Origin of the sequence: Bacillus sp. (in: firmicutes) (assembly GCA_012842745.1) — a bacterium.
Classification (GTDB): Bacteria; Bacillota; Bacilli; order Bacillales; family Bacillaceae_J; genus Schinkia.
Map to the genome: position 1 here is coordinate 1 of DUSF01000006.1, position 16,265 is coordinate 16,265.

14 protein-coding genes and 1 rRNA gene are annotated in these 16,265 nt (G+C 37.7%); 9 read left to right on the top strand and 6 right to left on the bottom strand.

Translation table 11 applies throughout. From position 1 onward, the window contains the following. Nucleotides 1-287: 287 nt before the first annotated feature. On the top strand, nt 288-1,400 hold the full coding sequence (locus GX497_01310; GenBank protein HHY71875.1) for a 6-phosphofructokinase: 1,113 nt from the start codon (nt 288-290) through the stop codon (nt 1,398-1,400). A gap of 52 nt (nt 1,401-1,452) precedes the next feature. Continuing rightward, nucleotides 1,453-2,004, top strand: coding sequence for a DUF3231 family protein (locus tag GX497_01315; GenBank protein HHY71876.1), 552 nt, complete (start codon nt 1,453-1,455; stop codon nt 2,002-2,004). Nucleotides 2,005-2,040: 36 nt separating this feature from the next. On the opposite strand, the gene tsaD is transcribed toward GX497_01315, so the two are convergent. The 5 genes from tsaD to GX497_01340 form a co-directional block, all read right to left on the bottom strand. Next, nucleotides 2,041-3,054 carry a tRNA (adenosine(37)-N6)-threonylcarbamoyltransferase complex transferase subunit TsaD gene (tsaD, locus tag GX497_01320; protein HHY71877.1) on the bottom strand — a complete coding sequence of 338 codons (1,014 nt, stop codon included), beginning with the start codon at nt 3,052-3,054 and terminating at the stop codon, nt 2,041-2,043. Continuing rightward, nucleotides 3,047-3,502 (bottom strand): ribosomal protein S18-alanine N-acetyltransferase, encoded by a 456-nt coding sequence (rimI, locus tag GX497_01325; protein ID HHY71878.1) that lies wholly within the window; start codon nt 3,500-3,502, stop codon nt 3,047-3,049. The genes tsaD and rimI overlap by 8 nt, the downstream gene beginning before the upstream one ends. 357 nt (nt 3,503-3,859) lie before the next feature. Beyond that, the gene (gene tsaB / locus GX497_01330) at nt 3,860-4,561 is read right to left on the bottom strand and encodes a tRNA (adenosine(37)-N6)-threonylcarbamoyltransferase complex dimerization subunit type 1 TsaB (protein HHY71879.1); all 702 of its coding nucleotides are present in this window, start codon (nt 4,559-4,561) and stop codon (nt 3,860-3,862) included. Then, entirely contained in the window at nt 4,542-5,018 is a 477-nt protein-coding gene (gene tsaE / locus GX497_01335) for a tRNA (adenosine(37)-N6)-threonylcarbamoyltransferase complex ATPase subunit type 1 TsaE (GenBank protein HHY71880.1), read from the bottom strand. The genes tsaB and tsaE overlap by 20 nt, the downstream gene beginning before the upstream one ends. A gap of 13 nt (nt 5,019-5,031) precedes the next feature. After that, entirely contained in the window at nt 5,032-6,018 is a 987-nt protein-coding gene (locus GX497_01340) for a thiamine-phosphate kinase (protein HHY71881.1), read from the bottom strand. 144 nt (nt 6,019-6,162) lie between these two features. On the opposite strand from GX497_01340, the gene GX497_01345 reads away from it, so the two are divergent. The 7 genes from GX497_01345 (at nt 6,163) to corA (ending at nt 15,916) form a co-directional block, all read left to right on the top strand. Beyond that, nucleotides 6,163-7,161, top strand: coding sequence for a TAXI family TRAP transporter solute-binding subunit (locus tag GX497_01345; GenBank protein ID HHY71882.1), 999 nt, complete (start codon nt 6,163-6,165; stop codon nt 7,159-7,161). A gap of 79 nt (nt 7,162-7,240) precedes the next feature. After that, a complete protein-coding gene (locus GX497_01350; protein HHY71883.1) occupies nt 7,241-9,229 on the top strand; it encodes a TRAP transporter permease in 1,989 nt (662 codons plus the stop codon). A gap of 151 nt (nt 9,230-9,380) precedes the next feature. After that, nucleotides 9,381-10,643: an ATP-binding protein gene (locus GX497_01355; GenBank protein HHY71884.1), complete on the top strand. Its 1,263-nt coding sequence runs from the start codon at nt 9,381-9,383 to the stop codon at nt 10,641-10,643. A 14-nt stretch (nt 10,644-10,657) separates the two neighbouring features. Beyond that, a complete protein-coding gene (locus GX497_01360) occupies nt 10,658-11,527 on the top strand; it encodes a response regulator (protein HHY71885.1) in 870 nt (289 codons plus the stop codon). 159 nt (nt 11,528-11,686) lie between these two features. After that, entirely contained in the window at nt 11,687-12,688 is a 1,002-nt protein-coding gene (locus GX497_01365; GenBank protein ID HHY71886.1) for a TAXI family TRAP transporter solute-binding subunit, read from the top strand. 161 nt (nt 12,689-12,849) lie between these two features. Next, nucleotides 12,850-14,805: a TRAP transporter permease gene (locus GX497_01370; GenBank protein HHY71887.1), complete on the top strand. Its 1,956-nt coding sequence runs from the start codon at nt 12,850-12,852 to the stop codon at nt 14,803-14,805. 163 nt (nt 14,806-14,968) lie between these two features. Beyond that, complete coding sequence (gene corA / locus GX497_01375) at nt 14,969-15,916, top strand: magnesium/cobalt transporter CorA (GenBank protein ID HHY71888.1); 948 nt, start codon at nt 14,969-14,971, stop codon at nt 15,914-15,916. Between the two features lie 226 nt (nt 15,917-16,142). Here the strand turns inward: corA and rrf are convergent. After that, nucleotides 16,143-16,259 (bottom strand): 5S ribosomal RNA (gene rrf, locus GX497_01380). Nucleotides 16,260-16,265 lie beyond the last annotated feature (6 nt).

The window sequence follows — 16,265 nt, forward strand, 5'->3', positions numbered from 1 at the left end:
AAAAGAGATGAAAAAAATTTTAAAACAAACAAAAAAGGGGAAATAGTACGCTTTTTTATCCATTAAAAAACCGCCAAAAATATTGATTTACCAATGGTTTTGGCGGTTTTGAGTGTCAAAGATGAGACATTACCATGTTGTTTACGTTTTTACAAGCACTTTCTTAATAAAATTAATTCGATTATTTTCACTACTATTTTTTCCTTGCAGGAAAAACATGGAGATTTGTCGAAAAAAGTTACAGTAGTCCAAATTACCTAAATAAGTTAAAAAGGAGAAATATTGTTATGAGTTCAAAGGTAAAAAAACTTGGCATCCTCACTGGCGGCGGAGATTGCCCAGGGTTAAATGCGGTCATTCGCGCAGTTGTGAAAACAGCTATCCGTCAACATAATATAGAAGTTGTAGGAATTCTAAACGGATTTAGTGGATTAATTCATAATGATTTCCGTGATTTAACGGAAAAAGAAGTGTCAGGGATCTTACCCCGAGGTGGGACGATTTTAGGGACAACCAACCGTGATAACCCTTTTAATTACCCAATTCAAGTAAATGGTGAAACGGTTTACCAAGACGTCTCAGACCAAGTCATCGAAAACATGAAAAAACGCGGCATTGATGCACTTGCAATTATTGGTGGGGACGGCAGTCTTGGGATTGCCAATGATTTTGCAAAGAAAGGGGTTCCGATTGTCGGCATTCCCAAAACAATTGACAATGACTTATCGGCAACCGACCAAACTTTTGGTTTTGATACAGCATTAACGACAGCATGTGAAGCAATTGATAAATTGCACACAACTGCAGAATCCCATCACCGTGTAATGGTCATTGAGGTAATGGGGCGCTATGCAGGTTGGATTGCATTACAAGCAGGAATATCTGGTGGTGCTGATGCAATTTTAATACCTGAAAAGCCATTTTCGATTGAGAATGTATGCAAGAAAGTTGAAGAACGCAACAACCAAGGCAAAAAATTTAGCATCATAGTTGTCGCTGAGGGAGCTGTTCCTGAAGGTGGAGAAATGGTGGTTCAGCGCGTTGTTGAAGGCAGTCCTGACCCTGTGCGATTAGGTGGAATTGGGAACAAGGTTGCAAATGCAATTGAACAGTGCTCAGGTAAAGAAACCCGTGTAATCGTTCTAGGCCATTTACAGCGTGGCGGGTCGCCGACAGCCTATGACCGTATTTTAGGAACTCGTTATGGAGTAAAAGCTGTTGAATTACTTGCTAGTGGGCAATATGCCCAAATGGTTGCTTTAAGAGGTACAGAAATCCAAGCTGTGCCATTGGAATCTGCCATTAAACAATTAAAAAGAGTCAATCCCAATGGTGAATTAGTTTTAGCTGCCGAGTCGGTAGGCATCAGTTTTGGATCGAATCCTATTTGCAAAGACTAATTCACTGCATAAAAAATCGCCTCTAAGGAAAAATACTTTAGAGGTGATTTTTATGCCGGATCATACATTTGAGGCATTAGCAAAAGTGTTCCACAGCTTATTTGACGACGAGCCAAAACCATCCTTACATGTTGGTGAGGTGATGTCGTGTTGGGCCTATTTGGCAATTTTGGAGGAGGCAGTTACTTATGAGCAATTAGGCATAAATACAACCGAGGACAAAGAACTATATAACCTCCTTCATAAAACAATGGGGGCTGCTAGTTCACAGGCTACAAGGCTTAAGGTTTTTCTTCAACAAGAGGGTGTCCCATTGCCACCTACCGCAGAGCCTAAACCTCTGTCTGACCCAAAATCTATTCCATTGGGTGCAAAAATGACAAACTCGGAAATTGCAAATGCCGTTAGTGTCAAATTGGCAGCCAGCATAACAGCGTGCGCAACAGGGGTAGCCCAATCAATAAGAAACGATGTTGGTTTAATGTTTTTTGAATTTCAAACAGAAGTTATGCGCTATGCTGCCATTCTAAAATCAGTGATGAAAAAACGCGGTTGGATAAAAATACCGCCGTATTATCATCCACCTGGCCAACCAAATAAATAAGGAACATGAAAACCGCTCCATGTTCCTTCATATTCCCTACAATTCTAATCCCGGTGTTCCGTTTAAATCGAGCCCCGCTCTTTTCCCTTTTTCAAATTCAATACTGCCAGCCGCTGCAATCATCGCGGCATTATCCGTACATAAGTGTAACGAGGGAATAACGAGATCAATCTCTGTTTCTGTAAATTCTTTTTCAAGGGCAGCTCGCAACCCCTTATTAGCGGCAACACCGCCAGCTAGAAGAACTTGGTTTACCTTATATTGTTCAGCCGCCTGCTTCGTTTTTGTGACGACAACTTCGATAACACTAGCTTGGAAGCTTGCTGCAAGATCCTCTGGTTTTATTTTTTCACCACGTTGATTGGCATTATGAAGCGTATTAATAACCGCCGATTTCAAGCCGCTAAAGCTAAAATCATAGGAGTCCTTTTCTAACCATGCGCGCGGTAGGTCAACCGTCGGATTTCCTTCATGTGCCAAGCGGTCAATATGCGGTCCGCCTGGATATGGAAGGTTCAGCTGTCTCGCTACTTTATCATAAGCCTCTCCTGCTGCATCATCTCTCGTTTCCCCAATTACTTCATAAGAACCATGCTCTTTCATATAAACAAGCTCTGTATGACCGCCGGAAACAACTAAGGCTAATAAAGGAAACGTCATTTCCTTCACAAGCCGATTTGCATAAATATGTCCTGCAATGTGATGAACTGGAACAAGCGGAATATTATGTGCAAATGCCAAAGCTTTTGCCGCATTTACACCTACCAATAACGCACCCACTAATCCTGGTCCTTCGGTAACAGCGATTGCGTCAATGTCGCCAAAAGTAATCGCAGCTTGATTCAATGCTTCTTCAAGCACAATCGTAATTTGTTCCACATGATGCCTTGAAGCAATTTCTGGAACAACACCGCCAAATCGTTTATGGCTTTCTATTTGCGAGGCAACGACATTAGCGAGAATCTCCTTGCCATTTTTGATGATTGCTACCGCTGTCTCATCACAGCTTGTTTCAATTGCTAAAATAATTTGATCCTTTTTTTCATTCATCTATATTCACCCACATTACTAATGCATCCTCATGATTATCAGCATAATAATTTTTGCGAATCCCGCCCGCTTGAAATCCGTATTTCTTATAAAGCTTCTGGGCGACAACATTTGATACCCGTACCTCTAGCGTTATTAGCCTTACGCCTAAAGATTTGCTAAAATCAATGACTTGCTTTAAAAGTACCTCGCCCAATTTCCTGCCGCGATACTCCGGCAAGACAGCAACATTCGTAATATGACACTCATCTAAAATAATCCACATTCCACAATAGCCGATTACAAGATGACTAAGCTCCATCACGATATATTTAGCATATTGATTCATTGTCATTTCATTGAAAAAAGCTTCTTTCGTCCATGGCAATGTAAAAGAGCTTATTTCAATCTCATACACTTGCTCAATATCTTCCTCCGTCATGAAACGGAATTGAACAGTTTCCTCCATTCGTGTTGCTCCTCATATTAATAAATTATTGGGACATGGGGACAGGTTTCTTGTCCCATATTTACTCGCTTGTCGTATTGGGATATGGTACTTGTTCAGGGACAGACTTATTTGTCCACATCATCATGATTTAACCTTAACTACTGGCGCTAGTCCACCCTTGTAGTGACCAGTTTTCTCGCTTTTGCCCGATTTCGGGTACTAGACCGGCTAACTAGTGACCGGGACCATCGTTTTTACTCTATCTCGGGCACTAGAACGACTTCCTAGTGACCGCTTCAAGCGTTTTTACTCTGTCTCGGGTACTAGAACGAATAACTAGTGACCGAGACCATTGTTTTTACTCTATTTCGGGCGCTAGCCCTTCTCTTGTTGCTGCGCCGTAAGCCATTTCGCTTCCGCCTCCGCTAAGCGGATATAATTTGGAACAAAACTATGTACCTCTTGTGGCTCTTTGTTGATGCCAATTATCGCTAATTCCGACGGCCTTGGATTAAATAATGTTGGTGAAGCAATAACCGCCTGCTCTTGCAACACTTCCTTAATGACAGCTTCATGAAGCAGAACATCATTTCCTAAAAATAACACTTTCTCACTTCGCTGTTTAAGCTCCTCTACCCAATCTTTAAGCATAATAATTTGGTCAGCTTTTAACGATTGAAAACTTTCACCTTGAAAGGCATATAATCCAGTATAAACCTGGCCTCTCCGGGCATCGAAAATCGGTGAAACGACTCCATTGAAAAGTTGTCCATTCCTTGCTAGAACTTCTAAGCTTGAAACACCAACAATGGGAATATTTAGTGTCCATGCTAAAGTTTTCGCAATGGTAACGCCAATTCTTACACCCGTGTAAGAGCCCGGCCCATGGGCGACTATAATGCGGTCTAATTGTTTAGGCTCTAAACCTACCTCCTGCATCAAATCATGAATGGCTGGCATAACCCTTATGGAGTGATTTTTATTAAGGTTTGTAATATACTCCCCTATAATGTTGTCCCCATCGCTGACTGCGATTCCCATCACCTGATTAGACGTATCAATTGCTAATGCTTTCATCACGAAATAACTCCTTACATAAATGTAAATACAAATCCCCTTTAGGGGTAAGAACAATTTTTCTTTCCGTCTCATTTACGTAAATTAAATTTATTTGTAAAAGCTCGGCTGGCAGCAGATCCTCAATAAACTGGGCCCACTCAACAACCGTAACACCGTCACCATGAAAATACTCATCAAAACCTAAATCCTCATCACTTTCCTCTAAACGATAAACGTCCATATGATATAGAGGCAAAATACCGTCTGTATATTCTTTAATAATCGTAAACGTTGGACTATTAACCGTTCTTGTAATTCCTAAGCCAAGTGCCAACCCTTTTGTAAAAGTAGTTTTTCCAGCCCCAAGGTCTCCTTCTAATGTTAAAACAGTTCCTCGCTCTAGACTTTTAGCCAGATTCATTGCAAACTCCATTGTCTGTTCAACAGACTGACTACTATAACTAAACTCCTTCAAACAATCACCCTATTTATTTAAAATGATTAAATCCACGTTTTTGTAAAAGAGAGCATTGGCCCTCCTGCTTAATAAACACTTGTGCAGGGCCTTCCTTTACATAGCCTATTTTTGTTATTTTATAATTTTTCATTTTACATTGCTTTTCGATTTCATGCCAACTTCCTTCTGTTACAGTGCCAACCAATTCATAGTCTTCGCCGCCATTTAACATCCAATGAAGCTGTTCAGCTTGACTAAAATTTTGTATATACTCACTTCTTGGTAGCTTATCGGCCTCAACCACAATCGTAACGTTACTAGCAGTAGCAATTTCATTTAACTCACTAGCAATTCCATCGCTTACATCATTTAGTGCAACGCGAGGATAGTTCGCTAAAATTTGCCCTATTTCTATCCTTGGCTCAGGCAACTGATGCTTTTCAATTAAAGCTTGTTCTTCTTTTGTAAAATTGTAATTGACTCCGTATTTTAGCAATAGTTGTAAACCTGCCGCGGAATCACCTAAACATCCAGTTACAAATACTAGATCATTTGCTTTCGCGTTTTTTCGTAAAAGATGCTTACCCCGTGGAACCCGCCCTATTACCGTCACTGTTATGACAAGACTATGCTTTGACGAAACCGTGTCCCCACCGATTAAATCCATTTCGTAACGGTTAGCTAACGTTTTCATACCATTGTATATTTCCAAAAGCTCTGCCGGCGACCAGCTTTCTGGGATTGCAATCGATACTAAATAAAAATTAGGGATACCACCCATCGCCGCAATATCACTAATATTACTTGCTAATACTTTATAGCCAATATGAAATGGCTTCATCGTCTCTCTCGTAAAATGAACCTGTTCTATCATTGTATCCATACAAACAATTTCTTCAACATCACTATTTCCTGAAAAAAGCGCCGCATCATCACCAATACCTGTTATTAAGTGCTCTTGTTTATATTTTTTTGGTGTAATGCTATTTATAAATGAAAACTCGTCTTGAATGAACAAACTGATTCCCTCCACGTGTCCAACTATAAACCTTTAGCGAAGAAAAGGTCAATTTTTTTCCGGTGTTATTGAGGATATTTTAACAGATTTGGGGATACTACACGTAAAGGTTAGTAAATACATCGAAAATTATGGAGGACTACAATGAAAAAGTTACTATCTTCAATTTTTGCTCTAGTGCTTTTATTCACTTTAGCTGCATGTGGTGGAGGAAATAATGGAGGCAATAATACACAAGACGGTGGGAATAACGGAACAGAAGCAAATCTTCCAAGCCAAATAATCATCGCAACAGGTGGAACATCGGGTACATATTATCCACTTGGCGGCGGGATTGCACAAATTATTTCTGACAAAACAGATGTAAAAGCCACAGCACAAACAACTGGTGGTTCCGTTGAAAATATGCGTTTACTTGGATCGCAAGATGTTGATTTCGCCTTTGTACAAAACGATATTGCTGACTATGCGCTTAACGGTACTGTCATGTTTGAAGGTTCAAGGGTTGAAAATCTTCAAGCGCTTGCAGCTCTTTATAATGAAACAATACAAATCGTATTACCAGGGAACAGTAAAATTACGAGTGTTGCCGATTTAAAAGGAAAAAAAGTTTCTGTTGGTGCACCTGGTAGTGGTGTAGAAGCAAATGCCAAACAAATTCTCGAAGTTTATGGGTTAACCTTCGATGATTTAAAAGCACAGCGCTTATCCTTTGGCGACTCTGTCCAAAGTATGCAAGATGGGAACTTGGATGCTGCATTTCTTACTGCTGGCGCACCTACGTCAGCCGTTACAGAGTTATCAGCAACGAATGGTGTTAAATTACTAACTATTGATGCAGATAAGGCTGATGAATTAATTAAGAAATACCCATTCTATGTAAAAGAAACAATCCCAGCTGACACTTATCCAGGGGTACCCGAAACAAACACTGTTGCCGTAAAAGCAATGTTGGCTGTTTCAAAAACTCTCCCTGAAGATTTCGTTTATAACGTAACGAAAGCTCTATTTGAAAATGTTAACAAATTAATTGCAATTAACAAAAAAGCCGAATCCATTAAAGTTGAAGATGCTGTAGAAGGGATAACAATTGATGTACATCCTGGCGCATTAAGATACTTCGAAGAAAATGGCGTGAAGTAATTATCCATTATAGCCCGAGGAATTACCTTCGCCTCGGGCTTTCGCCTGAAGCAATTTACCGTTATTGGGGAGGTAAAATATGGAGGACTTAAATCAAAATAAGGATACCACAATGTCAGATAAAGAACTTCAAGAGATACTGAGCAAGTATGACAAGGAATCAAGTTTCCGAACCTATTCTGGCTTTTTAAAATGGATTGTAACCATTGGGGCTATCTCATTTTCACTTTTCCAACTGTACACTGCAATATTTGGAAATTTGGCGTCACAGCTGCAAAGGTCGGTCCACTTAACGTTTGCATTAGGATTAATCTTTCTTCTTTATCCAATTTCAAAAAAGGCTAAGAAAAATCGTCTTCCTTTTTATGACGCCATTTTAGCTATTGTTAGTATTTATGTTGGGCTTTATTGGACAATTGAATATGAGGATCTTATTAATCGTGCCGGAATGTACATTGGTCGAGACTTTCTAGTTGGTGCTTTAGCAATTTTACTAGTATTAGAAGCTTCACGGCGTGTTGTTGGGCTTCCAATTACAATTATTGCGATTGCATTTCTTCTTTATGCTCTATATGGCAACTACATGCCAGCATTTCTCGAACATCGGGGCGTTAGTATTGAACGGTTAATTAGCCATATGTATTATACACTTGACGGTATCCTAGGTACCCCTCTTTCTGTATCAGCGACATTTATTTTCTTATTTCTGTTATTCGGGGCTTTTCTCGAAAAATCGGGCGTTGGGCAGTATTTTAATGATCTTGCGTTGCTCATTGCTGGTAGAGCTGTAGGGGGGCCTGCTAAAGTAGCTGTTTTCTCAAGTGCCTTACAAGGTACAATTAGTGGAAGCTCTGTGGCAAACGTTGTAACATCTGGATCGTTTACAATTCCAATGATGAAAAAGACAGGCTATCGCAAAGAATTTGCTGGTGCAGTTGAAGCAGCTGCCTCAACCGGTGGACAGCTCATGCCGCCAATTATGGGGGCTGCTGCCTTTTTAATAGCAGAATTTACAGGAATTCCTTATTGGGATATTGCCAAAGCTGCTGCAGTTCCTGCCCTTCTATATTTTGCAGGTATTTGGATCATGGTCCATTTGGAAGCAAAACGAACTGGCCTTAGAGGACTAACAAAAGAGGAATTACCGAATAAAAAAGAAGTCCTTGCAAAGCTTTACTTATTGCTTCCAATCGTTGTGATTATCACCTTAATGTCAACTGGCTTTTCTCCAGTTCGGTCAGCGTTATTAGGAATTGTATCTGTTATTGTAGTTGCTGCATTCCATAAAGATACGAGAATGTCGATAAAGGATATTTTCCATGCATTAGAAAATGGAGCGCGGACAGCCTTAGGTGTAGCTGCTGCAACTGCTGCCGCAGGTATTATTGTAGGTGTTGTTACATTAACAGGTCTTGGCTTAAAATTTGCGAACGGCTTAATTGATTTATCTGGTGGGATCTTAATTCTGACATTAATCTTTACAATGTTAGCTTCGCTCATACTCGGAATGGGCTCGCCTACTACCGCCAACTATATTATTACATCAACAATGGCTGCACCGGCGATTATTTTATTATTATCTGACCCAACTACATCGGAAATCCCAACAACCGTTTTATTATCCGCCCATATGTTTGCCTTCTATTTTGGAATTATCGCAGACATTACTCCGCCTGTTGCGCTGGCTGCCTTTGCCGCTACAGGAATATCGGGTGGAAATCCAATAAGAACTGGTTTTGAAGCATCAAGGCTTGCCATTGCTGCTTTTTTAATCCCATATATATTCGTATTTTCCCCTTCCCTATTCTTGATGGATACAACCTTCATTAATGCAATTACGGTAATTGCTACATCTTTAATTGGTATGACTGGTATGGGCTCCGGGTTTATGGGATACTTAGTAACGAAAATGAACTTCTTGGAAAGAATTTTAGGGATTGTTGGAGGTCTCCTCCTTATATATCCGGGTGGTTTCACAGATTTAATTGGCTTAGGATTACTAGTTGTTTTACTGGCAAGTCAATTATTGAAATCAAAAAAACAACAGCCAACTGTGCAGGACGCTTAATTGTTTAAAAAAGGGCTGGACCATTTTATTATTATGGCCAAGCCTTTTTTTAATTCGCTGAATTCACATGATATTTGTTATGTTTTAAATTTTCCCATAGCAATAGGTTATTGTTATTATATAAGAAAGGGATAGGAAGGAATCGCCAAAAATGAATACAAATAAGTTTTTGAAGATAATAATAATCGTCCTCATTACAGCCTTTTTAGGAGAATTAAAAATTACTCCTTTTAATAGTACATTTCGTTTTGGCTTAGGAAGTGCCGGTTTCTTTTTCTTATTATTATTTTATAAAGATGTACCTTACGTATTGGCAGGTTTTATTACAGGCATTTTCACAACATTATTCCGAACAGTTCTAGATGCATTTCATTTCGAAACCTTTTCTTTTATTGATTCTTTCCTTACACATAGTCCGATTATTGGTTATTACTTTATATTTGCTTTTGTTTTTCAATTTTTTACAAAAAGAAAAAATGCTTCTTTATCACCAATCATGCTAGTGACCATCGGTGCATGCTGTGATGCGGTTGCTAATATCGCCGAGCTGCTCCTCCATCTCACTGTAAATAATACTTCGATAACAGCAGTAAATATTGGCTATATCCTATTAGTTGCCGTTATCCGTAGTTTCTTCGTTGTTGGGCTGTTTAACATGATTGAATCATATAAACTTAAGGCCATTTATGAAGAACAGCAACTAAGATTTGAACAAATAATAACTATTTTATCGGAACTATATATTGAAGGGTTTTATTTAAAAAAGACATTATCAGTGATTGAAAGCACGACAGTGAAGGCTTTTGATTTATACGAAGAACTAAAAATCACCCAAGCCTCCATTGAAACCTCAAGAATAGCTCTCTCAATAGCACAAGAAATTCATGAATTAAAAAAAGATAATCAGAGAATACTTGCCGGGCTTGAGGAAGTTATTCAGCAGGAAAAGATTATTAATCCTTTATCACTTAAAGAGATTATCCATTTAAGTATAAAAGCAAACGAAAAATATATTGAGTTTTTAAAGAAAAATATAAAAATAACAGCAAATATTGAGTATGATTTGAAAACACATCTTCGTTATCCACTACTAGTCATCCTAAATAATCTAGTCGCAAATGCTATTGAGGCTATTGAAATGGAGGGCTTTATTAAAATTAACATTAAAAAAAACCAGTCTGAAATTATCATCGAAATCATAGATAATGGTCCAGGGATTTATCCTAGTGAACATGATGTTATTTTTGAACCTGGGTTTAGCACTAAATTCACTGAATCTGGCAAACTATCAAATGGAATCGGATTATCACATGTAAAATTAATGGTCGAAGAACTGCTAGGCAGCATTTATTTAGATACTACAAAAGAACTTACGATATTTACTGTTACTTTACCTATTAAACTATTAGTCTAAAAGGAGTGAGCCCGATGAATTACTTTATTCTAGACGATGATATTTCTACTAGGAAAATTATGCAAAGGATTATTAGGGACGAGTTATTAGGAGAGGTGATTGGTGAATCCGAAAACCCTATCGAGGCGGAAAATGAAATTCTGCATTTGCAGCCAGATATTGTTTTAATTGATTTACTCATGCCTTTACAAGATGGAATAGAGACGATCCAACATATAAAAGCAAAAAGTTTTTCAGGAAAATTTATTATGATCTCACAAATTGAAAATAAGGAGCTAGTTGCTAAAGCTTATAAAAATGGGATTGAATATTTCATACATAAACCAGTGAACCGTGTGGAAGTTACGTCTGTCATTAATAATGTTTTAGAAAAAATTAAAATGGAGCAATCATTACTAAAAATTAAAGAAAGCCTTAGCCTTCTCCCATTTGCAAATGAACAAAAATTACACCATAAACAAAACCCTACTATAAATATCGAAGGTGTTTTAGCGGATTTAGGGATACTAGGTGAAAATGGGAGCAAGGATATAGAGGAAATTATGAAATACCTGCTATATAACAACGTTGATATCAAAAACATATCATTAAAAGCATTATATAAAGAGGTTCTACAAAACCAGAAACTAAGTATAAACGAAAATGCAGTGAAGGCATTAGAACAACGTTTGCGTCGAGCAATTAATCAAACCCTTTTAAATTTAGCTTCACTAGGCTTAACAGACTATACACACCCGAAATTTGAACATTTCGCCACGAAGTTTTTTGACTTTCATGAAGTCCGGATTAAAATGAATGAAATGGATGAGAAGAAAACACCTAGAAGTTCTAGAGTAAATATTCGAAAATTTTTACATGCCTTATATATAGAATTAAAAGGATAATTTAAAGAATTTGTTTCAATTTATGACTCTTTTTATAATATCCATAATTATCTAAGTTTTTTTCTGTAGTTTTTTGTCACTTTTAGTTACCTTCCTTTTATAATTATGAGAGGATTTTAAAATTTTTTAAAATTCAAAAAAAGACAAAGGGGGATTACGATGAAAAAACTATTTCTATCAATGTTTGCTTTTGTTCTATTATTTGCACTAGCTGCATGTGGCGGGGGAAGTAAACAAAGTAGTACAAACCAAACTAATGGTGAGGCGTCTAATAGTGAGAAATACCTACCTAGCCAATTAATCATTGCAACAGGTGGTACATCTGGCACATATTATCCACTTGGTGGAGGAATTGCTCAAATTATTTCTGACAATACAGATGTAAGCGCTACAGCGCAAACAACTGGTGGCTCCGTAGAAAATATGCGTTTACTTAGCTCACAGGAAGTTGACATAGCATTCGTACAAAATGACATTGCTGACTACGCTATTAACGGAACATTAATGTTCGAAGGTTCAAAAGTTGAAAACCTTCAATCCCTTGCATCTCTTTATAATGAAACAGTTCAAATTGTATTACCTGGAAACAGCAAAATTACTAGCATTGCTGAATTAAAAGGTAAAAAAGTTTCTGTAGGTGCTCCAGGTAGTGGTGTAGAAGCTAATGCACAGCAAATTCTTGAAGTATATGGTTTAACCTTTGATGATTTAAAAGCACAGCGCTTATCATTTGGCGACTCTGTCCAAAGTATGCAAGATGGTAACTTAGATGCTGCATTTGTTACTGCGGGTGCGCCTACATCAGCTGTTACAGAATTATCTGCAACAAATGGTGTGAAATTACTAAATATTGACGCAGATAAAGCTGATGAATTAATTTCGAAGTATCCTTACTACGTTAAAGAAACAATCCCGGCAGAAACATACCCAGGAGTGCCTGAAACAAACACTGTTGCTGTAAAAGCAATGTTAGCGGTATCAAAAAATCTTCCAGAGGATTTTGTTTATAGCGTAACAAAAGCATTATATGAAAATGTTAACAAATTAGTGGCAATTAACAAAAAGGCTGAATCCATTACAGTTGAAAGTGCTGTAGAAGGACTAACAACAGACATACACCCGGGAGCACTTAAATACTTCCAAGAAAACGGGGTACAGTAATAGCCATGTCGATATAATCAACCATCACAATTATTTAAATAATAGTTTTCATGGTTAATAGCCCGAGGAATTGAATTCCCCTCGGGCTTTATTTGAATGATTAATCTACTCTACGGAGGTGGTAAAACATGAAGGAACAGAAGCAAAATGGAACTCCAGCTATGTCTAACGAGGAACTCCAAGAACTGTTAAGCAAATATGACAAAGAGTCAAGTTTCCGGACCTATACAGGCCTTTTAAAGTGGATTGTAACCCTTGGAGCAATCGCATTTTCAGCATTTCAACTATATACTGCAATATTTGGAAATTTGGCCTCTCAACTTCAAAGATCTGTTCACTTAACGTTTGCATTAGGATTGATCTTTCTTCTTTATCCAATTTCAAAAAAAATAAGTAAAAATCGTTTACCTTTTTATGATGCTATTTTAGCAGTTATTAGTATTATCGTAGGATTATATTGGACTTTTGAATATGAAGATCTTGTTAATCGAGCTGGAATGTACACAAACATTGACTTTATTATCGGTGCATTAGCAATTTTACTTGTTTTGGAAGCGGCACGACGTGTTGTTGGTTTACCAATTACTATTATCGCGATTGCTTTTCTCCTTTATGCATTATATGGCAATTATATGCCTGGGTTTCTTGAGCATCGCGGAGTAAGTGTTCAACGTTTAATTAGCCATATGTATTATACGCTTGATGGTATTTTAGGTACACCACTTTCCGTATCAGCTACATTTATTTTCCTATTCCTTTTATTCGGGGCTTTTCTCGAAAAGTCAGGTGTTGGACAGTACTTTAATGACCTTGCCTTGCTTATTGCTGGTCGTTCAGTTGGAGGACCTGCTAAAGTAGCTGTATTCTCAAGTGCTTTACAGGGTACAATTAGCGGAAGCTCAGTGGCAAATGTCGTAACATCAGGTTCATTTACAATTCCGATGATGAAAAGAACAGGCTACCGCCCTGAATTTGCTGGTGCAGTTGAGGCTGCGGCTTCTACTGGTGGCCAGCTTATGCCACCAATTATGGGTGCTGCTGCTTTTTTAATGGCGGAATTTACAGGTATACCTTATTGGGATATCGCAAAAGCTGCTGCTGTTCCCGCCCTTCTTTATTTTGCAGGTATTTGGATTATGGTTCACTTGGAAGCAAAACGAGTTGGCCTTAGAGGGCTTACAAAAGAAGAATTGCCCAACAAGAAGGAGATATTGACAAAGCTATATTTACTGCTTCCAATCTTTATTATTATCGGGTTAATGGCATCAGGTTTCTCACCTGTCCGTTCAGCATTATTAGGAATTTTATCTGTTATAGTAGTGGCAGCATTCCGTAAAGAAACAAGGATGTCGATAAAGGATATTTTTCAGGCATTAGAAAACGGAGCGCGAACAGCCTTAGGTGTTGCGGCAGCAACAGCTGCTGCAGGTATTATAGTTGGTGTTGTGACATTAACAGGTCTTGGTCTAAAATTTGCAAATGGATTAATTGATTTATCTGGTGGAGTTCTAATACTAACATTAATATTCACAATGATAGCATCATTAATACTTGGAATGGGGTCACCTACTACAGCAAACTATATTATTACATCAACAATGGCTGCACCGGCAATTATTTTATTATTATCTGACCCATCAACATCTGCAATTCCTGTAACAGTGTTATTATCAGCCCACATGTTTGCTTTCTATTTCGGGATTATTGCTGATATTACACCACCTGTTGCTTTAGCCGCCTTTGCCGCCACAGGAATATCAGGGGGAAATCCAATACGGACTGGTTTTGAGGCATCAAGGCTCGCAATTGCGGCATTTTTAATTCCGTATATTTTCATATTTTCGCCGTCACTATTTTTGATTGATACAACTTTTGTTCAGGCAGCTTTAGTTATTGCAACATCTTTAATAGGAATGACTGGTGTTGGATCTGGATTTATGGGGTATTTACTAGTAAAAATGAATGTAGTAGAAAGAGTTTTTGGAATAGCTGGAGGCCTTTTACTTATTCATCCAGGAGGTTTCACAGATTTAATTGGCTTAGGGTTACTAGTTGTTTTATTAGCAAGTCAATTATTGAAGTCAAAGAAACAGCAGCAAACAATGCTAAATGCTTAATTATAATAATGAGCGAGCCCTACAAAATATAGATATTGTTTTGTGGGGCTATCTTTTTTTCAAAATTTGCTCTAGTTTTTTAAAATTTCGGGTTGTTGGGCAAATTAACAATAGACTTCTTCCTTGTAGAAGGTCAATTTGACTATTTTATAGGAGTTTATACATGATACAGGCTATTGCTATTACACAAGACAATAAAAAGGATGTTTATATTAATCTGAGCGAATTAGATCTAACACAATACAAGTGGTGCTGGATTGATTTCAATATGCCAACAGATCAAGAGATTGTAGAACTTAATCGCTACTTCCATTTCCATCCTCTAGCTGTTGAGGATTGTGTACATAGACTACAAAGGCCAAAATTAGATTATTATGATGATTTCACCTTTTTTGTAACTCATGTTATTAATGCCGAAGACTATTCGAAAGAAGAAATTGACTTTTTTGTCGGTTGCAACTATGTTGTCTCTTTCCATTACCAAAACTTCGATCAGATAAACCAAGTTTGGAATAAGCTTATTTCAAGCGAAAATGTTAAAGACTGGGATCAATATCATTGTTTTTATGAAGTATTAGATAAAATTGTTGACCAATACTTCCCCATTATATACAAAATCGAAGATGAGCTAAACGAAATTGAAAATAACACCGGAGCAAAATCAATGGAATTCTTGTTAGAAGAGCTATTTGAGCTTCGTCATCAACTTTTAACTTTAAGACATACTGTTAATCCAATGCGGGATCTTTTATATCGAATGTTAAACTCACAACATTTAGAAGGGATTAAGAAAAAGGTCCCCTACTTTTCGGATATATATGATCATCTATTAAAATTATCTGAAATGGTTGAGTCTAATCGTGAAATTACTAATGATATCCGTGACAGCTATATTTCAGTTAATTCTCATCAAGCCAATCAGGTGATGAAAATCCTCACTATTATAACTTCTGTATTTGCACCATTAACATTTATTGCAGGTATTTATGGAATGAATTTTGCTAATATGCCTGAACTTGGATGGAAGTATGGGTATCTCGTTTCTTTGGTCATAATGGGAATTATTGCTTTGCTTATGTTTATTTGGTTTAAAAGAAAAGAGTGGTTTTGAAAACGAAGTTTTGATGTCTGCAATTTCGAGTTATTTTCCAAAATTTATGTATTTATTGTCCTAGTCTAGATTTTATTGTCCGGAAAGAAAATATATTGTCCACTTTCTAATAGTTATTGTCCACATACTGCAATTTATCGTCCGATTGCCAATAACCCCCTAATTGACATGATAAAATACTGATAAAATGCAAAAGGAGTAGCATCTCTGCTACTCCTTTTTATTTGCTTGGCAACGTCCTACTCTCACAGGGGGACAGCCCCCAACTACCATCGGCGCTGAAGAGCTTAACTTCCGTGTTCGGCATGGGAACGGGTGTGACCTCTTCGCTGTCGTCACCAAACATTAT